Origin of the sequence: uncultured Aquimarina sp., assembly GCF_947492405.1 — a bacterium.
Taxonomy (GTDB): Bacteria; Bacteroidota; Bacteroidia; order Flavobacteriales; family Flavobacteriaceae; genus Aquimarina.
This window is the reverse complement of record NZ_CANLMP010000006.1, coordinates 250,261-275,282: the sequence shown is the minus strand read 5'-3', so window position 1 is coordinate 275,282 and position 25,022 is coordinate 250,261. Positions and strand designations below refer to the sequence as shown.

Below are 25,022 nucleotides of genomic sequence, written 5' to 3'. Positions count from 1 at the left end.
CTAGTGCTATGTTTATAATTTTAAATGCTAAACTGCATTTTCTTATTTAATAAAATCAACAATAAAATTTCGATAAGTACTTTGTTCTTCATCTGCAATTTCACTGTATAATTCACGATGTCCCTTATTTCTATTATATAAAAAGGTTATGTCATCAAATTCAGTTTCTAAAATCTTCTTTTCAAAAACATTAGCATATCCAATCATGTTTGAGTCAGAAATTAAGAGCATTGGAACTGAAATTTCTTTAATAAATGTTGTTGGAGAAGCATCTAAATGCTCTTGTTCTGTATCACCAAATACAGCGTGCACATGTTGCTCTACCAATTCTGGACGAGACCCATTGGCAAACGCATTTTTATAATCTAGTATATCATATGTACCACTAATTGGAATAACACCTTTTATGTTTGATTTATCAAGTCCAACATTTTGTAAATATCGATTATCTAAGCTCAATAAAGCAGCTAAATGCGCTCCAGAAGAGTATCCGCCAACATATATTCTGTCCTTATCAAAACCATATTCTTCTGCGTGATTATATAACCAATGAAAAGCTGCTGTAATATCTTTCATATGCTCAGGATGTTTTATACCAGTAGTTCTTAAAGGGTTTTGAAAAACAGCAGAACTCAATCTATGACCAACAGATGCAACGGCAATGCCTTCAAGAGCCATTCTCTTGCAAAAGTTCATTTCTTTGTGTCTATCAACCAGCGCCCATGCACCAGCACCAATCCATAGTAGTAATGGAGGTTTTATTTTATCTTTAGGAAGTATTAAATTAAGTCTTTGTAAAGAATCTACCTTTCTTTTTTCTTTGCTTACGTAAGAAATATTGTTAATTATTCTCAGTCCTTCATTCAGAATAAAAGGTTCTAATACGGAGAATGGAATGTCGCCATTTTCCAATACCAATCTATGAAAATCCTTTAGATTGAAGTTTGGTTTTTTTTCGAACAGAGTTCTCCATTTTAAAATTTTATCGGCACCATATTTATAGGTGATTACCTGAGCGGGCCAATTTCTCATTCGTTTAATTTCTCGTTTGGCAATATCATCTTGATCCTTAATGTGTTTTTGCCAGTATTTTATTGCTCTATCATTATCCCATCCATAATAATTCATACCAACATCAAGAACTACTCTTACCGATCTAATTAAATCCCATTCTAGTTTCCCCAATTCGTCATACACATTTTCATAGGCTCCAATTTCGGTTCCTAATTCCTCTACATAAGCTGCCCAACCTTCACGATAACCAGAATAATTAAACATTTCTTGAACTGGTGATATTTGTAGTGTTTTTCTAAGTTGTATTTGATAATGATGCCCGGGATTAGCTTCATGTAGATATATCCAGGCTATTTGTCTTTTGTTAAAAGGACGATCGAAATAATTATAATAAAAGGTCTTTTCATATCTGTTATAGAAAGCAGGTGTTTGTATTTTATTTTCTATAGTATGTCGTTTTATTGCATGTTCTGAGATGTTTTCCATAAAAGGGAAATACTCAGATAGTATTTTTGATGTTTGTTTCTTTTTAGTCTCAAAGGCCACTTGTACATCCTGTGGAGTATTGTAAAAGAAAGAAGAAGCGTTTATATGTTTATTAAATTCTAGATCGCTTAAACCTAACTTGTGTTTAATGAGATGTATTTTACTTTTTACTTTTTCAACTTCTAGTTTTCCAAATTCAAACAGTTTTTCCGGCTCAGCTTTTCTGTCAACCCAATAGTGTACCAAGTAGCGATACCAATCTTTAGCTATAGAAATACCAGAGACTCCATTTTCTGGGATTGGGATATCAGGATTTTTTAACCATTTTTTTTCAAGATAAATGCGTTCTACGTTCAGGTTAATCTCATATCTCATAAGTTCAAATGATATCCGATCTTTTTTAGACAAGCTATAACGATCTATTCCTTTAATTTTATTGGCTAATTTTAAAAAAGCTTCTTCTTGTTTTAGAACAGAGTTTAAATCTTGAATACTGTTGAGGTTTTCCTTATAATCGATTTTGAAATCTGGAAGTTGCAAGTTTTTATAAACTTCTACGAACTCTTTCATGACATTTTGAAAAGCGTCTTTTTGTGAATTACAACTAAGTGAAACGAGAAATACAACTGAAAATAATAGGGTTTTTAGATACATAAGCTTTAATAGGCTGTTTTAATAGTGCTAAAATAACACGGAGGCCTTTTTATCACTTTGTAAAATATTGCTTATTTTTAAAATAGGAGGGTGGAACCCCAAAATGGGTTTTAAACTTTTTAGAAAAAGCAGCAAGATCGAAGTATCCCAAATCGAAAGCAATTTTTGAGATGGAATCATATGAAGTTTGGAGAAGGTTTTTGGCCTTTTCCATTCTTAACGCAGTCTGCATTTCCTGAGGAGAGCAATTAAAACACTGTTTGAATAGTCTCAATAATTGAAATTTTGATATGCCGATATATTGAGCTAATTCATCCAATACAATTCTATTCTTATAATTTTTAACTATATACTCTTTGGTTTGAAGAAGTTTTGGGATGATATATTCTTGGGTAGTCTCTTTTTTGGCTATGGTATGAATTTCCTTTTTAAAATGGAAAATATTTTCGGAGAATGTATGAAGGTAATTAGAAGTTTTTATGAGGCATTCGTACTGCAACTGATCGAATGTTATTGCCTCCATCGACGTACCCATTTGATTAAGTTGATGTCCTATTAAAGTAGAATTTATAAGATTAAATGCATGATTGAATAAAAGTGTATTATCGAGTATCTTTTTTATATCAATTTGTGGAGATATTAATGATAAATCAATACAAACTCCTTTAGCTACAGAAGATTGATTTTTGATATGTGTTTCGAAATGAGTATTCGGGCGAACCAAAATAAAATGACCTTCCGGGACACTAACAATACGCTTATTGATATAATATATCTCTTCTCCTTTTGCTACATATTTTAGCGCTAAACCAGATGTAATCCCTTTAAAAAAATATTCTTTAGATGCGTTAGAATATTTAAGTTGACCTAACGCGCTTTTGTGTTTTATTATGTTAGAAAATGTATTTGTCATATGATGAGCACATCTAGTTTTATGTAATACTTTTAATAAAGATCAAATTAAGGTTTATAGCTTTTTAATATTCATTAATGAAAGTAATTTACACAATTTTGAAGACTCATTGGTATTTATTCGTATTAGGTTAGCTACTATTTACTTTTTTCTAAAGTGGAAAACGCACTAGCTTTTTTGCCATCATTATTAATTCCATCAGTATAAAAATAACTATATAAAACACGTTCATTATCAATCTTGGAAAGAATTATGATACCACGCTCTATACAAACAGATGTGTTATTTTTAATTATTTCCTCAAAAGTAGCTTGGTCTTTTGAGTATTTTGTCAATTTCCAATTCCCAGAACAGTTGAGACTTGGATATGAAATATTATAGATTTCTTTTTTTATATCAATTTCTAATTCGATTGTCCATTGATTGTCTTCGGTAAGATCAATTTGAAATGCAATTCCAGTCCATTTACCTTCAAGCCAGTTTTTATTTTTTGAATAGGATTTGTTATTGATACCACAGCTTCCTAAATATAAAAAGCTAAATACCATTATGATTGATTTAAAATTTTTCATGTTCATTTAGTGTTAAACGAGTAATCACTATGGTTTTTGATAAATTCTAGATGAATCGTATCTATATTTTTTTCGCTATTTAGCGATCATTTTTGTAAAACTATTATCCGTCGATTATCATATAAAGAATATTATCAATCATATAGTATTGAGATAGATTTTCATTGAATTAATGAATTCATAGGATCTAACGATTAAGGTTGTTTTCAGATATTTTTAGCTTTATTTACATTTTAGGTAAATATTCTTTTGGAATCTGATTGTCCTTAGTTTCTTGGGTCCAATATATATTTATTACCCACCATCTTTTACCATCATTAAGTAGCTGAATACTATTAATACCTCTCATAAATGGTTTTTTATCGGTTTTGCTTTTAAAAGATTCATAGGTACTGAAAACCTGAGTAATATTTCCAAATGTATGAACTGTTCTGTGGATTTCTTTTTCGAAAAAACCATTATCCACAAGCCACTTCCCTGAACTTTCAATATAATTATCAGGAGACATATAACGCACTCCATAAGTACCTTCCTTATTTTTCCCTGAAGGTATTAGTTTAGCATCAGGTTTAAATAGAAATTTAAATAACTCCCAATTTCTTTCTTCTCCTTTTTCACCTGAAATTACTCCGTATAAAGTCTCTAGTGTACTATCTAATGTTTTTACTTTTTCAATATAATTCGTTTTAGGCTCTTGTGCTTGTAGACTTGTTATAGCAATAAAATAGAAAAATATTATTTTGATGTAATTTTTCATTGTTTTGATTTTTCTTGGTATATAATAATTTGTAAACCATCAGGATCTCTAAGATAGAGATATTTAGAACCCCAAGGGCGATCAATTGGACCTGTGATTTCCCATTTTCCATGAAAACGTGCTACCCATTGATTGATATCATTTGTTTGTAGTTGGATATCTATTTTATCGTTTTTTAGATACTTACTAAATTCTGGTTGATAATAATAATGATCTTTCGGTATTTCCGAGATTTCTAAAAAAGCGTTACTGCCCTTATCACCAAACCTAAAAATACATCCTCTGTTTTCGTTACTATATTCTTCGACTATATCTAAGGTAAGGATTTTAGTGTAAAAATGGATAGAAGCATCGTAATCTCTGGTTCTTATGACCGTTTTTAGACTTAATAAATCCATAGTTACTGATTGAGATTATTTATTCTGAGATTTCGAAAACTATAGAATGGTTGGTTTCTTATAAAAATCCTTGATGTTATGTGTATAGAGTAAGTTATCCATTTTGCTTTCTATCTGAAAGATCGTAGGATTCTTTTCGTTGATAGGAACTAACATCAAACTGTTTTTCGTATTACAATTTGTCTTCTTTTCTGAAGAATCGAATCTAACATCAAAATAGAATAAATATTTAGCTACCCAATTGATTTTATCCAGTGCATCTTCCTTATCAAATGTACCATTAGTATTCCTTAATTCTATTTTTTCTTTATTAGAGACAATTGCATTTTTGTATTCTACTGCGTTTAGAGGAATTCCATCCAGAAAAGGAATATAGTTGATTTGACCATCCATAAAAACCCATTTTTTTAGTTCTGGAATATATGCTTCTGATACGATGTGGCCTGCACCAAGTTTTGTAGTTTCTACATCCTTAGTTTTGATACCTAATGTCCTTGTTGGGATACCGCTTGCATTTAAAACAGCAGATAACACAATGCCATATTCTACACATCTGAAGTTTTTGCCGTTTTCCGCATCTTTTAGGATGCTCATAACATCAGCATTTTCTGGTACGTTATATCCATTATGTTTCCATCTACCGTTTGTCCAATTCAGTAAAATCATTGATTTTTCTATATCAGAGTTTGCGTCGATGATTAAATTATTAAGATTGTATACTTTTTTTAACATTAATAATTCTTCATTGGTTTCTGGATTCGGAAAGACGAAATCACATAAAGACTCATTTTTTGACTCTGTATCAAATGTTACCGGAATTATTTTGCTACTAGGATATTTATTACTGGCACAGGAATGTAATACAATACATGTGATTAAAACTATGTAAAGTGTTTTCATAGTATGTTTTATAAATTGGATCTAAGGTTATACTTTAGTTTTTGACAATAATCAATATTGTTTTGCTAAACTTATAAAAATTAACCCAATTCTTAGAATAACTAAACACTTTAAAAAACTAACTGACAATTAAAGCATTTTAATTGTCTAAAATTTTGGTAAGTTTCATAGGAGAATCAATACCAATAAGCTGCACAACATCTCCTTTATTATCTAATATAAACTGAATCCGCTCTTTGATATCGCCAACTTTAAAAATGTGATTTTCCAATAGGGTTAATTCCATTTTACCTCCTTTAGCTCTCATCTGGCCGTATAAAGTGTTATTTTCTAATGTGATAGTGATGTGTATACTTCCTCCTTTATAAATACCTGTGTATTTGGAATATCTCTCTATATCTATTGCTGTGTTATTTTTGGGAATAGTAATGAAATCAATTAGATGATCATAATTAGAAGGATGTATGTTCTTTTTGTTGTTTTCTTTAGCATATTCTAAAGCTAGTTTATACCCTACAGAAAATGCTTGCGCACTATTAGTTGGGATATTAGGAATGACTCCTATTTTTTCAAAACTTGTTTTAGTTATAGCATTAATGGTTTCTTCACTAGATACTTGTATCGTAAATCGATCATTAATCTCATGATGTGAAGCACCATTGCCTGCTCCGGCAGTTATTTCGCCAATAATTGTGGCTCTCCCCATATGCTTAAGCATGTATGCAAATGATTCTGCAGCAGATCCAGTATTGGCATTGACTAATATATATAGTTTGATGTTGGGTAATTTGGTTCCCAATACATTTGGGTCTGTAGAAATCCCATACGTATGATTATGTAATGTACATCTATAATCAGAAAGATGGATTGGCTTTTTACTATCAACAAAATAGCTGATGTAATATGCAACCATATCTTCGAAACCACCACCGTTATTTCTTACATCTACAATAAGTGCATCTGTTTTTTTTAAAGATTCTATGGCACTTGTTATTATGGGTTTAATACTATCTAAGTATTGGTGTTGGGTAAAATGTTTAATTTTTAGATATCCAATATTTCCATCTAATACTTTGATTTCGGTTAGCCCATAATTCGTCCAAAGCCCTGATTTATTTACTTGTATGGACGGAGCATCATCTTTAGAAATTTCTCTTGGAGATTTATATATCATACTCATATGGAGATCACCATTAATTGCTCTTAGATCTTCTCTTAGTGAATCGGATAATACTTTGGGGTTTTTAATACTATCGTAGTGACCTTTTTTATATTTAGAGCGAATGCGATTTACTATATGTTTTCCAGTTTTTGGTTCTATGTAAAATCGCTGCACAATCGCTGAAATAGAATCTATAAGAGTGTTTAGTTCTTCAGTATCTACAGCTTTTATATTGTTTTGTTGGGTGTATGCTTTAATTGTTACGAAATGAATCGTTATAACTAATAGTAATATGATTACTTTATTTTTAGATTTGATGTCCATAATGTTTGTTTTTTGGTGCTATAAAAATAGTAGCGCCAGTACATCAAAAATAGAATGGAATTAGCCTATTTCTTAAAATTTTCTGTAATCTTTAGGTAAAAACCCTGTAAGTTGTTTAAAGTTTCTAATAAAATGACTTTGATCTGTAAAACCACAATGAAATGCGATTTCAGAAAGAGATAATTGTGTGTTTTTAATTAGATCAATACTTTTTTCGATTTTTAACTTTCGTCGATATTCTCCTAAATTACAATGAAAGTATTTTCGGAAGTTTTTTGAGATAGTTACAGGATGTGCACCTACTTGTATTGCCATTTCTTGTAGCGATATTGTCTCATTCCAGTTATCATTTAATAATTGGTTAAGTAGTATTGCCCATCTGGGTTGCTGGGCATATGCTTTTTGTTGTTGATGCGATACTAGTTCAAGCAATAATGTCTGAAGATTTATGTGATTATCCTCAATAAGTAGTTCGTTTTGGATTTTTAATATTAAGGCTTTTGCATTTATATTAGATAGAATTGCGTTTTTAATATTGGTTTCAGTTAAATTATATTTTAGGAGAAAATTCTGTTCAATTTCTATATTGGCACTTTTTGAGATTGGTAATGGAGAGATCCATCTATGTTTCTCTTCTGAATGATAAAAAAACACACTTCCTTCTTTTTTACTGTAAGAGGTTTGATGCCTGGTTTCTGCTTTTCCTCCTTCGAATACAAAACAAATATGAAGATTCTCGTGATAATGCCAATCAGGATTGTTTTTGTTTACAGCATAGAGGGTGTTTGTAATAGTACTTCCTTCTATATGAGTACTATGTATGATATCTCCTGTGTATTCTCCTTTATGTAAGGCTATCATATTTTGTGTTTAGCGTATAGATCGTTTAATGTATTCATTTGATTATTCTAAAATAGAGAAAAACAATTGAAAAACTAGCTTTTGTTTTTGATGAGTTTTGAGCCAAAAGAAACTAATATTTAAATTCGATTACTTACTTTATTGATAAATGGCGATGATAATTAATTGTCATATTTAGTTATTATTGCGTAACGTTTTTATATTAGTTTCTACTTTTTTAATTCTATCCAATAATTGTTTTTCATTAAAGAGCAAGTCGCCAGTCATTAATTTAATAGAACCAAAAACATCGATAATCTTTGTTGATGAATTAATATTAACCATTCTATTGAGTATCGAAGTTCCAAATTCGGTATATTTTTTTTGCTGATTATAAATTTTTGAAATATCGTGTACAAGTTCAATTTTATATTCTTGTATCATACCACTGATTTTAGCTCCTTCAAAAGCTGTATTCTCTAAATTAGCTAATCTAACTCCGCTCCAACCTTTTATTTGACTGTGTTTAAATTTTTCATTACCCCAATAAACTTCATACACGTCTTTCTTGTTTAAAGTTGGAACAATACTGTCTATTTGGGTTTTTATTAATTGGTGATAACTGATTGCTTTTTCCAGACTGTGTTTATTGTCATTCAATTCTTCGAGAATATAGTTCACTGACTTTTCTCTTTCCTGTTTTATTTTCTTCTTACTTTCTTGTTCACTAACATAGATCCCTAGAAATACTCCAAAAGTTACAATTACAAATTCCAGTAAATACTTTAGTACATTTTTGGTGTTTTTTTTCATGTTACAGTTCTTGTTACACCATTGATTTATTACAATATGTTGCTTTTTCAAAATCCCTTATGTTGATTGAAATAATGGGAACGTCAGGAAACATTAATTTTAATTCAGTAATAATTCTTTCAGAAAGATTCTTTTTTTGAGCAACAGTTCTTCCTTCCATAATATTAGCAAAAATGTGAATAAAATCATCTTTAGTATTTCCGATAGTATAAAATTCAAAAGGATTAATTCTTACTTTAATATCTCCTTTGTCAAAAAGGTTAGTGGACTCAGCAGTATCATATACTTTCTGGATAATGTTTTTTGGTGATGTTGTTTTTATAATATTTTCAGAGCAATCAATTACGAAATGTGGCATATTACTGTACTATTATTTTACTTTTATAAATTCAATATAATAATTCCAAAGCTGATCAGATTTACAATATATTGGTGAATCCGATTTTTATAATCCAAATTCATCAATCAATTCATAATACTTAACGAGATAATCAGGAGAGAATCTTTTGAATGAAGCACTATAAAGTTATTTTATCTAGTGTTACCTTTTCTTTTTGGTTATCAAGGTTAATACATTGTATTTTTTTAGTCTCATTTTCTAATCCATAATTAGTATATACTGTATATTTTAGAAATGATGGATTTAGTTCTGAAACGTCACCAAAGGACTGAACATTTATTATCCATTGTCCAGGCATTGCATTATCTATAATAAATTCTTTAGAGGATACTCCTGATTGTACACGAGATAGCAATTCTTCTTTATTTTCACTAAAGATATGTTTCCATTTAGAAAACTTCTTTTTTGGGCTTACAAACTGCAGCTCAAATTCTGATTGAGGATCGCTCCACTGGAATACAATACGTACTGGTACTCCTTTGATTACGAGTAATTCATCAGGTATATCCTCATAATTAAGTTCTGATCTATGTAAGTTTAATAATCTTCTAATTTCTGATCTTGCTTGTTCTACAATATCATCGAATTCTGCGGTAGATTCTTGATTTTGTAATATTTTTTTGTAAAGTTCAAAAGCTGATTTATATTTTCCTGTTGCCACATAAATCCGGGCAAGGTCTAAATGAGATTGTGCGGAATTAGGTGTTAGCTCAAATATACGTTCATATAATGATGCCGCCTCCTGGTATTTCTCTTGAGCTTCTAACTTAAAAGCTAAGACTAATAAAGCCTGTGGATTATCAAAACCAATTTCAGCAATATTGGATAAGACCTGATCGGCAAAATCCATATTCCATCGTTCGAAATAAGAGGCGCTATAGCTATAAAAAGGGATACTTAGTGCATTCTTCCTTCTAAGCCTGTAATATATTTCTTTCGCTTCTTTATAACTTGTACTATTCCATAATTTATCAAAATAAGAAGGTTTATTATGATTAACATCTAATAAAAAGGTAGATGCTGTATACTCATTTCCTTTTACTAATAAACTATCAACTGGTTTCTCTTCTTTATCAGATGATATATCACCATATTTCGTAGTAATAATAAAAACCCCTTGTTTTGCGGGCTGACCATATCTTGATATTCCTGCAAAACCAGGCATTACAGAAATCGATTTTATCTGCGCAGGGAATAAAAAGGTTGGTGGCTCATCAAATTGTAAACCATCCACAACAAATATAGGACCTGGTCTTCTTTGACTAGTTAAATCAGGATTAATTGAAGTATCAGTTAAACTAGGATTAATCGAAGTATTTATTCGTATTTCGTAAACAGCTTCATCCGCCCATCCATATACACTAACTCCAGGAAACTGACCTCTTATTAAGTCAGAAAGATAAATAGCGGACTGCTGAAAATCTTTTTCATCTATAGTGTAATACGTATGGCCTATTGCTTTCTCATTTACTTCATTGCCATATATATCCTTTACGATTCTATCAGTTTTATAAGGATCTTTAGCTTTTACTACCACTTCTTCTAAAACAGTATTACTTGGAATAAGGCTAACCTTAATATCTTTTGTCGTATCTACTGTAATTTTTTTAGATTTCATTCCGAAGAAATCGAATGACAAAACATCCTGTGTTTCTGCATTAATAGAGAATACTCCATTAGCATCTGTAATCGTTTGGATTAATGTTCCCTTTATAGAAACTTTACAACCTTGTACAGGTTTACGATTAGAAGTAACCACTCCTTTTACCAATTCCTGCATATTATTTGCTTGGTATATAGTATTATCCTCTGATTCGTGTATGATATGAGACAATGCTTGATCTACAGAAACCTTAGTTAGGTTAATATAATATCCTTCACTATGTACAGCAGCGTCTTGTAATAATAAATCATCTGAATTTGACGTGTGATTCACGTAAAAAACCGGAACATCATATACTGGTTTAGGTGCTTCAAAAGAAGCTCGCCCATCACTAACCACTATATATTGATCAGGTCTTTTTTCTTCATTAAAAAGAGTAGAAAAATCAGTAGCTCCGTTATATGCCAGATTATTTAGCGATGCTATCAATTGATCACTTTTGCCATTTGTTATGAAAAATTTTTGTGAGTCATGAATTGTATTAGAAAAGGGTATCAACGTTACCGTAGTGTTTTTAATTCTTTCTAAATACGTTTTTAAAAATTGGTAGGTATATTTTGGATTATTGTTTGCAGCTGAAAAGGAAGTATCCCAATAAATCACAATATCATTAGGTTTTTCTCTTTTCTTTAATCGTATTTCTTCTGCCGGGTATGATATATCAGCACTAAATGCAATTCCTACCTCCCAGTTTGCATCCCAATGATCTTGGCTAACGTAACGTAAATAAGACCTACCTTCTTCAGATGCACCAATAGAAAATTCTATATCATTCCCATATACTTTTACCAATTCTAAACTAACTACAATATCATCATGCACTATGATATTATAATCCTTTAGGTCTATAACTTCTTCTCCTTTTTTATTAGTAATCGTATGGTAAATATTACTAGTTAGTAAATTTCTGCCTGGCATTCTTTTTTTGGAATCGTAAACATTCACTCTTACTAACAGGCTATCTGTACTATTTTCATAAATATTGAATTTTAGTCGTAGTAGTTTAGAATTTTTATCACGAATCTTAATTCTGGTTCCAATTTCACCACCTAGGGCTTTGGCGTCTTTCCAATATCCCATTAAACCATTAGAAACGCGTGACCTACCAACTGTTTTTTTCTTTCTTTTTTTTGCGACTACTGTAGCTGCTTCTAGTTCATAGATCGATGGCTCCATAAAAATGGTATTATTATCAGATAGCTTCTCGAACAATTCTTTAACGGATAACTGTATTGTTTTATAACCTATACTAGATAGCTGAAAAATGTTGTTCTTATTTATTGCTTTTTCGTCATATTGAAGAAAAACATGACCGTCTGGATTACTTACTGTACCAATACCTTTGTCAATAAAACCAACATTTACAAAAGGAATGGGTTGCTGTGTGTCTTGATCCAGTATATAAGCATCTACGGTAATCTCATATTGAGCAGATACCAATCTACTTATGAATAGTGCGCAAATAGATAAGAGAATAATTTTGGATTTCATAGGAGACGATATTAACATTTAATACTGAAGTTATAAAGAAAGTGTGTTTTATTAAATATAACAATCTATAAATTAGTGTTACAAATCGATAATATGTTACCTTTTTTGTACTGGTTTTAAGGTAAATTTATGATTTATAAATAATTCGAGAACCATATAATGTGATAGATACAATATATTGAAAACTAACCACTATACAAGTAAAAAATAATCCAAAATTTAAACTTCATTATAAACTCTTACTAGAGATCAATATACTCTGTTTGCATAAGTAAAAGAGTAGGAGTAGGGATTCACCAGTTGTTTTTTTGTTTTGTAATTTGCTTATAATAAGCCATTCAATCTTTTAGTAATTAGGTTGTGTGCATCCTGCATAATACGATCAATTAACTCTTTACAGGTTGGGATATCATTGATTAGTCCTACTACCATTCCGCATGACCATGCTCCAACTTCCATATCTCCTTCCATCATAATTTTAGGATATACACCTGCTACTTCTTCTATAATATCCTTAAACTGAATGTTTTTCCCTAGTTTTTCTTCCTTTTCTAACAATCGCTGAACAGCTGTGTTGTTCATTACGCGTTCCGTATTTCTTAGTGGTCTCATAACCAAACGTGTATCCAATTCAGTTGCATCAAGAATTGCCTGTTTTACATTTTGATGGATTGGAGCTTCTTGGGTAGCCATAAAGCGAGTTCCCATATTTATACCTTCTGCACCCATAGCTAAAGAAGCTACCAAAGAGCGAGCATCAGCCATTCCGCCAGAAGCTAAAAATGGAATTTCTAGTTCTTCCTGAGCACGTGGTAATAAGATCATGTTCGGAATATCATCTTCACCGGGGTGACCACCACATTCGAAACCATCAACAGAGACAGCATCGCAACCAATAGATTGGGCTTTTAAGGCATGTCTTACAGAAGTACATTTATGAATCACCTTAATTCCAGCATCTTTAAGATATGGTAGTACCTCTTGTGGGTTGCGTCCTGCTGTTTCTACAACGGTTACACCACCTTCGATAATGGCTTTTACATAACCAGGATAATCTGGAGCATTAACAGTAGGCAAAAATGTAAGATTTACTGCAAAAGGTTTGTTAGTCAGATCTTTACATTTTGCAATTTCATTTGCTAAATCAGCTGGTGTTTTTTGTGTTAACCCTGTAATTGTTCCGATACCACCCGCATTAGAAACTGCAGCAGCCAATTCGGCAAAGCCAACGTAATGCATCCCTCCTTGCATGATAGGGTGTTCAATACCAAAGAGTTCGGTTATTTTAGTTTTCATTGTATTATTTTTTAATAGTCAAGTTCAATTTATTGTTTTTTCTTCATCCAATAATCAAAAGTTTCACTCGCTCTTTGGGAAACTATCATTTCTCATTTTCTTTAGAATTGATTGTATGGACATGAAATAAATATTGTTAGATAATTTTCATCGAATAATATAATAATTCCTACATCATTTGTTGTTTTTTTACCAAGTTTTATTTTAGCACAAAATCAAACTATTTGAAAAACTTTGTAAATAAACATAAGCTTCATGGATTATGAAGAGTATAATTATTAGTTATAAAGTGTTATCCACTTTTTTAGATATTTAATAACAGGCTTTTTTGGATATTGGTCTCTGTAGTCGGCTATTTCAATCTGGTAACATTTATTATTCCAGCGAAGAATGTTTTTTAGATTACGTAATTCCGACATTTTATTCTGAAACTCTAAAGATAACCAAACCAAACTCATAGAGGTTTATGAGATAGTGTAATTGCCTATTTAAAAAGTAGGCGAGTTTGAAAAAGATGATTACTTTTGCAGACGATATTAATTTGTCAAAATAGAAAGTAAGAAGAATTAAATAGTTTTAATGCATAACTAGCTCTTCAGGTAAATCTCTAATAAAGAGTAATAGACTGAAATAATGCTTTTAGGTATTGATGATTATGATATAGTATCATCGTCAAATTGCATTAAAAAAATTTAAAAAGTAGTAAATGAAGGAATTATTTGATGATGTATCATTTAAGTGTAGTAAAATAGTTACACAAAATTATAGTACTTCATTTTCAATGGGTATTAAACTGTTTGATAAATCAATAAGAGATAGCATCTATAGTATTTATGGTTTTGTACGTTTTGCAGATGAGATTGTAGATACATTCCATGATTACGATAAAGCCACTTTGTTTTCGGATTTTGAAGAAGATTACTACAGAGCTTATAATCAAGGTATAAGTCTTAACCCTATACTCAATTCGTTTCAAATAACTGTTCGTAAATATAATATTGATGATGAGCTAATACAAGCTTTCTTAAAAAGCATGCATAGTGATTTATCAAAAAAAGAGTTTGACGATGATGAGATTAAAGCATATATCTATGGATCGGCTGATGTAGTTGGACTAATGTGTCTTAAAGTCTTTGTTAATGGTGATGAAGAGCATTATCAGGCTTTAAAACCTGCAGCTATGCGTTTAGGTTCTGCTTTTCAGAAAGTGAATTTCTTGCGTGATATTAATGATGATATTAATGAGTTACATCGTATCTATTTTCCAATATTAAGGGACAACGAACTAACTGAAAATATTAAGAAAAAAATCATTAATGATATTAATGAAGATTTCAGAGTTGCTTTAGAAGGAATCAAAAAGCTGCCTGATAATTCAAAAAGGGGAGTGTATGCAGCTTATCTTTACTACACCAAACTTACCACCAAGATAGAGAATACCCCTGTAGAGAAATTACTTAATGAACGAATTCGAATTCCTAATAGAGTTAAGATATGGTCATTAGGCTCTATTTATATCGCCAAGAAGCTTAAACTGGCATAGAACATAATAAATACGAACTATGTCACTCTATTTAATTATACTTGTTGTTTCACTTGCTGGGCCGCTTGCTTTAAGTTTTGAGAAAAACCTGAAGCTCTATAAGCGTTGGAAGTACTTACTTCCTGCAATTTTGATAACGATGATTATTTTTGTTACGTGGGATATCATCTTTACTCATATTGGATGCTGGTTTTTTAACCCAGTTCATAATTCTGGCGTTTATATAAATAAGCTTCCTTTAGAAGAATATCTGTTTTTTATTGCCATTCCATATGCTTGCGCTTTTTCATTTTACGCAGTTAAATTTCATTTTCCAAAATTTAGGTTAAATGAAAAATGGACAAAAGTTTTGACCTTTCTAATTGTAATAGCATCGGTTATAACTTCATTGTTAAACCAGCATCTTACCTATACTTTTGTTAATTTCCTTGTCTTGCCTACGATACTTTTACTAAGTTATTATTTTAGTAGAGAAGTAGTACAATACTATTTAGCAATATATCCAATTTTACTCATCCCATTTTTTATTATAAATGGAATCTTGACTGGTACTGGGATTGAGCAAGCTGTTTTTGATTATAACCCTCAAGTAATATTAGGAATTCATATTTTTTCAATTCCGCTTGAAGATATGTTTTATAATTTTTCACTGCTTTTATCACCTTTGGCGTTAACTCATATTTTTGAGATGAGGTCTAAAAAAACTAAAAAGGTATGAAGATTGCAGTAATTGATTCCAGAATTCGATGCTTCGATGCTGTTTGCAAATTCGTAACCAAAGGAGATGAAGTAATTGTATTAAAAAAAAATGCATCTTATGGTAAAATACCACTCTGTTTAGCTAATGCTAAAATTGTTGTTAATGAAATACCAGCGTAGTATATGAACGGGATGATTAAGTATATTGTTAATAAAGGACTTCCAATAACTTTTATAGTTTTTTATTGTGTGGGATTGGCTTTATATTTTACACCTTTCACTCGTAATTTATTTATAGTGATTACACCTTTCACGCTGGTTTTAGTTTCCATAGCTGTTTTTTCTCATCATAAGGGGTGGGATACAAAAACGATCGCAGTTTTAGCAAGTATTTTTATAGTAAGTATTGTAATCGAAATTATTGGTGTAACCACCGGTAAATTATTCGGAGTATATGAATATGGTAGAGGACTTGGTGCCAAAATAGCTGATGTACCAGTAATTATTGGTCTTAATTGGGTGTTCCTAACATATGCTTCTAATGGTATTATCTCTAAATATACATCTAAAAATATGCTAATTATTGTAGGTGCAGCATTACTGATGGTAGGATATGATATCTTACTAGAAAAAGTTGCCCCTTTAATGGATATGTGGATGTTTTTAAAGAACGATCCACCTATAAATAACTATATATTTTGGTTCCTGTTAGCTTTAATCTTTAATTGGTTTATTCAGAGATTGAGGGTAAATACAAATAATCGACCTGCGCGGTGGTTGTTTTTTGTTCAGTTTGGTTTTTTTATAATTTTATTTATTCTCAATATTTATACTAAAAAATGATAAGAGCGAATCATAGTAAATTGTGGGTAAAGTTTTCTAAGTATTATACAAAAATACTGATAGGTTTCTTTTTTAGTAGTATTAAGTATGAAGGAGAGTATGAAGAAAAAGGATTACCTATTCTTATGATCAGTAATCATTTCTCATTTTATGATGGATTTATTCAAATCTTATTAAACTTCAAAATTTTTAAACGGAGGTTTAATTTTATGATGCTAGAAAAGGAGCTTAGCAAAAATATGATATTGACCAAAATTGGTGCTAGTTCAATTAACAAAGGTAAGCGATCAAGTATAGCAAGTCTTGATTACGCGGTAGAAATGCTTCAAGATAAAGAAAACCTATTTTTGTTTTTTCCGCAAGGAAGGATTAAGAGTATATATACAAAAGAGTTTACCTTCGAAAAAGGGTTACTTTCTCATATTTTAGAGAATACAAAAAATGATTTTCAACTGGTCTATAATATTAACCTTATTAATTATGGAACCAAACTTAGACCAGATATGTGCGTATATTATAAAACGAATACTATAAATACAAATACAAATGCTGAAGATGTGGAACGAGAATTTAATAGTTTTGCAAAATCATGTTTTAGAAAACTAGGTGTAAGATGATTTATTTTTGTTATTTTTTAATTATTCTGCTAATTATCCGATTGCTTGTAGCATTCGTTAATTATCTTTCGTTTGCTTATTTACCAAAGGTAACTTCATTGACATCTGTGCCGAATATTTCAATTTTGATACCTGCTCGGAATGAAGAAGAAAATATTGGAACTTTATTAGAGCAATTATCAACGTTTGAATACAGTATGCTTGAAATTATTGTCTATAATGATCACTCAACGGACAAAACAGAAAGTATTATCAAACATTGGGCATCTCTTAACTCTAATATCAGACTATTAAATGGAGGTGGACTTCCGCAAGGTTGGTTAGGTAAGAATCATGCCTGTCACCAATTAGCGCAAGCAGCTACTGGTGACTTATTACTTTTTTTAGATGCAGATGTAAGTGTAAAAAAAGGCGTAATAAAACGTAGTGTTAGTTATCTGCAGAAACATGAACTTCATTTATTGTCTATATTTCCAAAGCAAATAGTAAAGTCTTTTGGAGAAAAAGTTTCTGTACCATTAATGAATTGGGTTTTGTTAAGTATACTTCCAATTTATTTAATTCGAAAGTCAAAAAATAAAATCTTTTCAGCTGCTAACGGGCAATTCATGATGTTTAAAGCAGCTACGTATAAGGCTATATGGCCACACGAAAAATATAAGTCTCATAAAGTAGAAGATATCGCTATTATAAGATTGTTTAAACAAAAAGGGCTTGCCAGCGATACTCGCTTAGGAGATAATGATATTTCTTGTAGGATGTATGTAGGATTAGATGATGCTATTGAAGGATTTATCAAGAACATATTTCAATTTTTTGGAAATAGTATCTTAGTAACTATTTCTTTTGCGGTTTTAACAACCATTGCTCCATTCGTAGTGTATGCACAAATGGGTTTGTGGTGGTTAACGGCATATCTTGCAGGTATTGTATGCATCCGATTTTTTGTAATGTTGGCAAGTCGACAATCAATTTTTCAAAATCTACTTTTAGTCCTGCCACAACACATTGTATTTCTTTTAATAATAATTAAAGGACTCATAAATAATAAACAGAAAAAACTAATATGGAAAGACCGAAATATATTACAAGATTTGTAATTACAATTAGCGTTTTGTTGCTTTCAATACAATTGGGCTTTTCGCAAAGTCCTTATCGCGACCCGATTTATAAGGCTTATTCTCGAGGTAAAATGGATGTTTGGTATGAACTAATGCATTCTTGTGAGAAAAATGTGAATTCGGATAGTTTTAATGAGCAATTGGAACTTATTAGTTATTATTATGGGTATACAGCTTGGTTAATTGGTGCAGAAAAAGATGATACTGCAGAAAAGTATATAGATAAATCAGAAAAAATAATAGACAAGTTATTAGAAGAGTCACCTGAAAATCCAACCTTACTAGCATATAAGGGAGCATACATTGCGTTTACGATTGGTATCTCAAATTTTAAAGCGATTTACTTAGGTAGAAAAAGTATGAAATACATTGACAAATCTATCGAACTAGATCCAGAGAATATTCAGGGCAATATAGAAAAAGGAAACTCCATGTATTACCGACCATCTGCTTTTGGAGGAGATAAAGCAGCGGCAATCGAATATTATGTAAAGGCAGTTAAAAGTTTTGAAAAACAAGGATTGGTTGTGAATAATTGGATGTATATCAACACAATGACCGCTTTAGGACAAGCATACGAAGCTACCGATCAAATACAACGAGCTAAATTATGTTATGAAAAAATCATGCGCATATTTCCTAATTTTATGTGGGTTGAGGATGAACTATACCCTGATATGATAAAACGTAATAACCTATAATATTTATTCTCTCATATCTGGTATTATGAAATTTATCATTTATAAAATAGCATTGCATAGTATAAAATTATTTATACTATGTAGTTTTTTTGTTACTCCTATAACTACATTCGCCCAAGATGAGCAAGATGACATCGTTAAAATAGGGAAAACTCCGCCACGTATTATTCGAGCCTGTTGCGCTTTTGGTTATGACCTAAAAATATGGGGGGTTCCATTTGTTTCTATTGATCAGGTGATTAGTATTGATGACTTAAATGAGCATCATTATATGGGGAATAAGAAGGAAGGCACTGGAACTATTTATACGAACAAAGGTGGCTTTATCGACATAGGTCATTTACGAGATCAGATTGATTGGACGCGTTATTTATACACAACGATTCTAAACAGTAGGGGAAAAGGCGAAGTAGTGTTACCTTTACGTAATGAAGCAGGACGTAAGACTTTATATTTAAACGTGCCAGAACAGCTTAGCGATAGCGATTGTATTCTGCTAGCAGGCAAAATAACATACGATCTTTCTCTATGGCATGAGATTTCTACTTGGTTTGGTGCATCAACCATTCCTTTTATACCAGAAAAGTTTTCTAGCTTTTCAGTAGAGGATGTATATTCAAACTTACTTGGAATACATATAGGTATGAAAACTTTGCATTCGGAACTCCCTTTTAATAAGGCAGCAACAATGATTATCGAATCGACATTAGATAGTTTAGATGTTGTAAAGACGGCAAAAGAAACCTATGACGCTTATGATGCTATTAATAATAAGTGGTACACGAATAAAAAGCGAATACCTAGTAAAAATATTACACTAAAACGTGATCCTGATGTTCTTAATTCAAGTCGCCCTTGGATAGTTCCTAATCTGAAAAAAGACAAAGATGATTCATTTATTTTAAATGTTCCTCTTTTAACTACCAATAGTGAACTACTAACTAATTTTTATCAATTTACCATTGATCTTAATTATAGATTTCCGGTAGAAGAAATTTTTCCAGGTCGAGAAAGTAATCTTATCAACCAAGATGATTTTAGCATATTGCTGGATAGAATTACTGATGAATTACAAATCTTGGAGCAGAATATATTAGCAGAAAAGAAGTTGAGTGCTCATAAGTAAGCGGCTTTTATAAATTAATCCTGATTAAATATAGAACTCAAATTTTATGTTTTGTGTATCAGTAGATTCCATTTCTTAATATTAATACCCACGATTAATAACCATAACATTAATAATAGTTCAGAAATGTGAGTAATAATTAGTACTGGATTTGTCCATAGCGTTGCTTCTGTCCCTGGAAAAAGAAAACCTTGAATAAAATTTATTAAATACCCGAAACATCCTATCATTAGAAAGATTCCCAATATTTTAGGAAGGTAACTAGATTTAAATACAAGATAACCTAAAGGGAGTAGCCATAGGCCGAAAAAAATTGAAACAATAAATCCACCATTCTTGTTCAAATCAAGATAAAACATCATCTGTTCTTGCATCTGTTCTTTGGCAGAAAGTAATGCGGCAAATAGGTTTAGCTGATTCATTAAAAATATTGGAACTGGTAATAAAGCTAAAATCAGCATCAGAATAGCATAATTTTTGTTTACTGGTTTTAATAATTTATACAATAAGAAAGCGTAAAAAACAAATACAGTTTCCATAGTCAAACCGCTAACGAAACTTAAACGAAACAAGGATTCCGAAGAAAGAATATTACTAGCCGTTTCTGCAGCATTGTCAAAATTTAAAAGCTTTGTGTTAACTGAATGAGCAAAGGAACCAGTTACCAATACGATGATCCCTATGAAACCTGTAAATCGTGCAGTTTTTTTTGGGAATTCCATTTTGGTTTGTTGATTAGTATTTTAAAGACGATTTAACCGCTCATTTGTTACTTTGAAATTGATAGTTAATGTTTTTTATATCTTTTGGATAATAGTATCTTTTAACCACTAGGATCATTTTTTTTATATCTTTTAGCATTGATTTTTATCAAGTTGTAATTTCATTTCTAGTTGCTCCAGATTTTTTTCAAATCCTATTTTTTGTAAAAAAGCATCAACGGTTTTTGAGCTTTTATCGACATTAATAATTGAGAATGTCGATCCATAATTCTCTATTAATTTTGAAATTAATGTGGAAGCTATTTTTTGTTGTCTAAAGCCTTTATCTATAGCGATTTGTTGCAATCTTTTATTCTTTGGATTATAAATAATATAGCCCACCAGCTGATTTTTAATATATGCACCCAATGAAATATTAGTATTCTTTAATTGATTGACAACATTGTTTGAGTTTTGCCAAGTAGGAGTGATATCCCAAAATGATTGCATAACGCTCCAGTTATAATCGCGTAAATTAGAAATTTCTATATTGTGATTTAAGTTTGACACAATTACTTCTCCTTTGTAGCAGGATAACTCTCTTTCGATTTTATAACCAGATTTTTTATAAGACTTAATAGCTGGTGTATTTTTAGTAATGACCTCAAGAAGTAATTCGTTAATTCCCTTTTCTTCTAAAACTGGTAAAATGAAATCATACATCTGTTTGGTTAATCCAAAACCTCTTTTCTTTGGGATAACTCCTGTACCTCCGTTGTATACTATTTTTTGATTATTGATTTTATCAAAACCGTGTAATATAAAAGCAACTAGTTTTTTATGTTCAAAAACTCCGACAGATAAGTTAAGATTAACTTTATCCGCTAACATTTTTGAAACCAGTTGTTCTTCTGTTAATTGAAACGGAATGAAATAATCTGAAAACGATTCATTGAATACGTTTAGAATGTCTTTTGTATCTATTCCTCTTAAAGTGTTAATCTTCATTTTCGGCTTTTAAATTTTGGTATAGGATCAGTATACCAAAGGTTGTAAATACAATATACAAATCTTACGTTTGAAATATAATACGTTTAATTTTCAACCAGAGAGAATGAGATCATGATAGAAATAGGAGCTAAAGATTTTATCAATATAGACAACTTATGAACAAAACAACTATCTGTTTTCCTAAATTATAAGTAAATCCTCTTTCATCAAAATCTGCGATCCTTCAAAATTTATTAGTAGCTATGTTTTTATACCTGATTCCATTTCGTTGTTTTTTCAGATTTCAAATTATTCGTTAAATTCTGTTTTGCATTTTCTTTGTTTGAATGAATATCTTTTGAGAATTATTAACATCCGTAAGACAAATTGATATTAATATATTTAATTTCTTTAGTACCATTATTATGATATAAAACTATTTTCAGAATAGTTTCGGGTATAGCATGTACACAAGGTTTTCCATTATAACTCATAGTAGCTGTTGTACCTCCCATTTCTCCTGGATAATGCACCAAAGTATCCTTTAACTTTAGATTTAGTTGTCTAGAAGATTCAATTTTTTCATATGCTATTTTTGGAAATAGGGTCATTTGTCTTGTAAGTGATAGTTCTTTAAATGGGCTATTTCCTTTCCAAGTATAATACTTTTTTTCATTAAGTGCATCCATTCCATATTCCCAAACCTTTTCCTTAAAAGTGTAAAATAATTCAACTCTATCTATCTTTTCGTTAGATTCAATACGAATTAATTTATCATTTAAATCATTAAATACATTTTCGTAAACATACATCGTATCGTTTTTTACAACATTGTAATCTTCATAACGAGTGTCAATTTCATAAAAATAAAAAGTAACATTAAAATTTTTGAATTTTAATGTTGAGTTTTCAGTTGCAATAGCGTCAGAAGGATTATACGGTCTACTCTCATTTTTTAGTAAATATCCACTAAATACATAGCCTGTCAATGCTGGTTTTTTATCCCAATTATGGTTCATTCTCTTTACTTTAAACCAATTTCCATTTACAGCTAGGTCATTATCTACAATTGATAAAAACTTTCCTGTATCTTCTATTAGCTCTAAATGTTCTCCCGGGGGAAACTTTCCTAATTTTTCGCTATCAATTGAAGGCTCATTCCTAACTGTAAGACCACTTGTAGCAGCAACAGTATAATACGTTTGACTTTGAGACCATATATCATAGTGACTGGTAAAAATAAGAACCAATAGAATTATCCATTGCTTTTTCATATAAAAGGGCTTATTTTTTTAAAACGAGTTAAAATTGTGGTGTGGTTTTATTCCACATTTAAATGATAACTGAACTTAATTGATTTTAGCGTTATACTCGGCTAAAATGTTTTTTTTTAAATTCTATTTTCGGTTTTGAGTTTATACATAGTATTTGCAGGTGGTTATTAACTTCTACATGCGCATTCGTGATGTTCGTTAAGATATTGAATTGTTTCTTTACAGAGTTTTTCTAAAATTGAGATATCAATATCGGCTAGTTTTTTTATATAGATACAGGCTTTTCCCATTTTAAATTTGCCGAAATCTTTCAATAATTCATCACTCTTATCGGTTTTCGAATAAATATAGAGAGAAAATTGTCCTTTTCGAGGTGAGAAACCGAGCAAAGGGGCATCTCCTTCATGTCCGCTGGCATATTTGTAGTGATAGCTACCAAAACCAATAATGGTTGGTCCCCACATTTTAGGTTTAAAACCAGACCATTCCTCCATTAATTCCATTAAATTATTACTATCAATTTTCTTTTGCTCATTATCAACATATGAATTAATAAAATCAATTACTTTGACTTCAGTTTGAATTGTTTTATTCTTTGCCATGTGTTATTAATTTAATATTGTTTATTAAGTTACATATTCAAATTCAGTGTTTTTAATTAGCCAAGTTATTGCTATGGAGTATCCGATAATTGGAGAAATACCATAACCTAAAAGAGGCACAGGGAAGTTTCCAAATAAAGTGGATAGTAAAACAGCACTAAAATATATTCCTAAACTTATACAAATTGATTTGTTTTTTTCTGTTTTAAAAACAAAAAACGGTATTGGTAATAGTATTAGTGAAAGAACGCTTAATATAAACCAAATTGTTCCAATTTTCTTAGTCATTTGAAGAATTTCCTCTACATAATCAACAGGTGGTAAGTTATCTAAAAAATACCAGGCCCAAACAGATGCCATTATAGGTATAATTAATAATACATATTGTATTTTGTTGGTCACTTGTTTTTGTAGAAAAAAAAGTGATCCAAGTGTAAACGCTGTTACTTTAGAGGCATCTGGTTGAAATGATAAAATTGCAATAATTCCAAATGCTATTAATGTTATAAGCCACCAATTTTTAAAATTCAGAATCTTTTGTAATTCAATTAACAATATCGGTAATACAATACTGCCAATGTTTAAATTGATAATGCCGATTGATAACCACCTATAAACATTACTCATACCATCATCAATAAGTGTTAGAAATAATAGTAGAAGACCAACAAGAATGATGATTGAACTATTTAATTTCAGAGATATTTTTAGAGAAAGAAAAGAGTATGAGCATATACTCACTAATACTAATACTGCAAGATTTTGTAGCCATAAGTTGGAGGGAACATTGCTATAATACATTGTGAAGATTCCAAAAAATATAGAAGGAATCATAATTATTGAAGGTAGCATTGAACGAAAAAAAAATCTCATTTTTAATTTCATAAAAGAGTTTCGCTTTAATGGTATTCGATGTCTCGGCTTTCTCCAGTTTACAAGAAATAGTTAATATTTATAACTTTGTTTTCCATTCAAAATTTTGGTTCCGTACATCGGCTCTTGTATTAAAACTAAAGAAGAGATATAGAAGTATAGTGCAATATTAGTACGCCTTTACTTTCCAATTACAATATAACTTAATTAAATGAGAAAATGGTTCGATTAATTACTGAAACAGTCGTT

The 25,022-nt window shown here is 30.6% G+C and carries 25 protein-coding genes; 8 read left to right on the top strand and 17 right to left on the bottom strand.

Annotation, left to right across the window (positions count from 1 at the left end):
• Positions 1-42: 42 nt before the first annotated feature.
• The 12 genes from Q0829_RS20820 to Q0829_RS20765 form a co-directional block, all read right to left on the bottom strand.
• Positions 43-2,070, bottom strand: coding sequence for a DUF885 family protein (locus tag Q0829_RS20820; RefSeq protein WP_298546552.1), 2,028 nt, complete (start codon positions 2,068-2,070; stop codon positions 43-45).
• Positions 2,071-2,206: 136 nt separating this feature from the next.
• Positions 2,207-3,067, bottom strand: a complete 861-nt coding sequence (locus Q0829_RS20815; RefSeq protein ID WP_298546550.1) for an AraC family transcriptional regulator — start codon at positions 3,065-3,067, stop codon at positions 2,207-2,209.
• Positions 3,068-3,204: 137 nt separating this feature from the next.
• Entirely contained in the window at positions 3,205-3,615 is a 411-nt protein-coding gene (locus tag Q0829_RS20810; RefSeq protein WP_298546548.1) for a hypothetical protein, read from the bottom strand.
• A gap of 250 nt (positions 3,616-3,865) precedes the next feature.
• On the bottom strand, positions 3,866-4,396 hold the full coding sequence (locus tag Q0829_RS20805; protein ID WP_298546546.1) for a hypothetical protein: 531 nt from the start codon (positions 4,394-4,396) through the stop codon (positions 3,866-3,868).
• Positions 4,393-4,794, bottom strand: a complete 402-nt coding sequence (locus Q0829_RS20800; RefSeq protein ID WP_298546544.1) for a VOC family protein — start codon at positions 4,792-4,794, stop codon at positions 4,393-4,395. The genes Q0829_RS20805 and Q0829_RS20800 overlap by 4 nt, the downstream gene beginning before the upstream one ends.
• Positions 4,795-4,833: 39 nt before the next feature.
• The gene (locus tag Q0829_RS20795) at positions 4,834-5,694 is read right to left on the bottom strand and encodes a transglutaminase-like domain-containing protein (protein ID WP_298546543.1); all 861 of its coding nucleotides are present in this window, start codon (positions 5,692-5,694) and stop codon (positions 4,834-4,836) included.
• A gap of 139 nt (positions 5,695-5,833) precedes the next feature.
• On the bottom strand, positions 5,834-7,180 hold the full coding sequence (locus Q0829_RS20790) for a S41 family peptidase (RefSeq protein ID WP_298546540.1): 1,347 nt from the start codon (positions 7,178-7,180) through the stop codon (positions 5,834-5,836).
• Positions 7,181-7,252: 72 nt separating this feature from the next.
• On the bottom strand, positions 7,253-8,041 hold the full coding sequence (locus Q0829_RS20785; RefSeq protein ID WP_298546538.1) for an AraC family transcriptional regulator: 789 nt from the start codon (positions 8,039-8,041) through the stop codon (positions 7,253-7,255).
• Between the two features lie 174 nt (positions 8,042-8,215).
• Positions 8,216-8,833 carry a hypothetical protein gene (locus Q0829_RS20780; protein WP_298546536.1) on the bottom strand — a complete coding sequence of 206 codons (618 nt, stop codon included), beginning with the start codon at positions 8,831-8,833 and terminating at the stop codon, positions 8,216-8,218.
• A 13-nt stretch (positions 8,834-8,846) separates the two neighbouring features.
• Positions 8,847-9,191 carry a 5-carboxymethyl-2-hydroxymuconate Delta-isomerase gene (locus Q0829_RS20775; RefSeq protein WP_298546534.1) on the bottom strand — a complete coding sequence of 115 codons (345 nt, stop codon included), beginning with the start codon at positions 9,189-9,191 and terminating at the stop codon, positions 8,847-8,849.
• A 160-nt stretch (positions 9,192-9,351) separates the two neighbouring features.
• Positions 9,352-12,387, bottom strand: coding sequence for a carboxypeptidase-like regulatory domain-containing protein (locus tag Q0829_RS20770; RefSeq protein WP_298546533.1), 3,036 nt, complete (start codon positions 12,385-12,387; stop codon positions 9,352-9,354).
• Positions 12,388-12,711: 324 nt separating this feature from the next.
• Positions 12,712-13,683, bottom strand: a complete 972-nt coding sequence (locus Q0829_RS20765; RefSeq protein ID WP_298546531.1) for a nitronate monooxygenase family protein — start codon at positions 13,681-13,683, stop codon at positions 12,712-12,714.
• Positions 13,684-14,389: 706 nt separating this feature from the next.
• Between Q0829_RS20765 and Q0829_RS20760 the strand changes: the two genes are divergently transcribed.
• Genes Q0829_RS20760 through Q0829_RS20725 form a run of 8 tightly spaced genes read left to right on the top strand, consistent with a single transcriptional unit; the run spans position 14,390 to position 20,333 of the window.
• The gene (locus Q0829_RS20760; protein ID WP_298546529.1) at positions 14,390-15,226 is read left to right on the top strand and encodes a phytoene/squalene synthase family protein; all 837 of its coding nucleotides are present in this window, start codon (positions 14,390-14,392) and stop codon (positions 15,224-15,226) included.
• Positions 15,227-15,245: 19 nt separating this feature from the next.
• Positions 15,246-15,944: a lycopene cyclase domain-containing protein gene (locus tag Q0829_RS20755; protein WP_298546527.1), complete on the top strand. Its 699-nt coding sequence runs from the start codon at positions 15,246-15,248 to the stop codon at positions 15,942-15,944.
• Positions 15,941-16,105 (top strand): hypothetical protein, encoded by a 165-nt coding sequence (locus Q0829_RS20750; RefSeq protein WP_298546525.1) that lies wholly within the window; start codon positions 15,941-15,943, stop codon positions 16,103-16,105. Before Q0829_RS20755 ends, Q0829_RS20750 begins: the two co-directional genes overlap by 4 nt.
• Positions 16,106-16,117: 12 nt before the next feature.
• Positions 16,118-16,768, top strand: a complete 651-nt coding sequence (locus Q0829_RS20745; protein WP_298546523.1) for a carotenoid biosynthesis protein — start codon at positions 16,118-16,120, stop codon at positions 16,766-16,768.
• Entirely contained in the window at positions 16,765-17,385 is a 621-nt protein-coding gene (locus Q0829_RS20740) for a 1-acyl-sn-glycerol-3-phosphate acyltransferase (RefSeq protein WP_298546521.1), read from the top strand. Before Q0829_RS20745 ends, Q0829_RS20740 begins: the two co-directional genes overlap by 4 nt.
• Entirely contained in the window at positions 17,382-18,485 is a 1,104-nt protein-coding gene (locus Q0829_RS20735; protein WP_298546519.1) for a glycosyltransferase family 2 protein, read from the top strand. The genes Q0829_RS20740 and Q0829_RS20735 overlap by 4 nt, the downstream gene beginning before the upstream one ends.
• On the top strand, positions 18,452-19,207 hold the full coding sequence (locus Q0829_RS20730; protein WP_298546518.1) for a hypothetical protein: 756 nt from the start codon (positions 18,452-18,454) through the stop codon (positions 19,205-19,207). Before Q0829_RS20735 ends, Q0829_RS20730 begins: the two co-directional genes overlap by 34 nt.
• A gap of 25 nt (positions 19,208-19,232) precedes the next feature.
• The gene (locus Q0829_RS20725; RefSeq protein WP_298546516.1) at positions 19,233-20,333 is read left to right on the top strand and encodes a DUF4056 domain-containing protein; all 1,101 of its coding nucleotides are present in this window, start codon (positions 19,233-19,235) and stop codon (positions 20,331-20,333) included.
• A gap of 44 nt (positions 20,334-20,377) precedes the next feature.
• Here Q0829_RS20725 and Q0829_RS20720 read toward each other — a convergent pair whose 3' ends face one another.
• The 5 genes from Q0829_RS20720 to Q0829_RS20700 all read right to left on the bottom strand — a co-directional run bounded on the left by Q0829_RS20720 (position 20,378) and on the right by Q0829_RS20700 (position 24,773).
• Positions 20,378-21,055: a DUF4386 domain-containing protein gene (locus Q0829_RS20720; RefSeq protein ID WP_298546514.1), complete on the bottom strand. Its 678-nt coding sequence runs from the start codon at positions 21,053-21,055 to the stop codon at positions 20,378-20,380.
• Between the two features lie 132 nt (positions 21,056-21,187).
• A complete protein-coding gene (locus tag Q0829_RS20715) occupies positions 21,188-22,042 on the bottom strand; it encodes a GNAT family N-acetyltransferase (RefSeq protein ID WP_298546512.1) in 855 nt (284 codons plus the stop codon).
• Between the two features lie 350 nt (positions 22,043-22,392).
• Positions 22,393-23,298, bottom strand: coding sequence for an SH3 domain-containing protein (locus Q0829_RS20710; protein WP_298546510.1), 906 nt, complete (start codon positions 23,296-23,298; stop codon positions 22,393-22,395).
• A 167-nt stretch (positions 23,299-23,465) separates the two neighbouring features.
• Positions 23,466-23,900 carry a DUF1801 domain-containing protein gene (locus tag Q0829_RS20705; RefSeq protein WP_298546508.1) on the bottom strand — a complete coding sequence of 145 codons (435 nt, stop codon included), beginning with the start codon at positions 23,898-23,900 and terminating at the stop codon, positions 23,466-23,468.
• A 24-nt stretch (positions 23,901-23,924) separates the two neighbouring features.
• A complete protein-coding gene (locus Q0829_RS20700) occupies positions 23,925-24,773 on the bottom strand; it encodes a hypothetical protein (protein WP_298546506.1) in 849 nt (282 codons plus the stop codon).
• Positions 24,774-25,022: the final 249 nt, after the last annotated feature.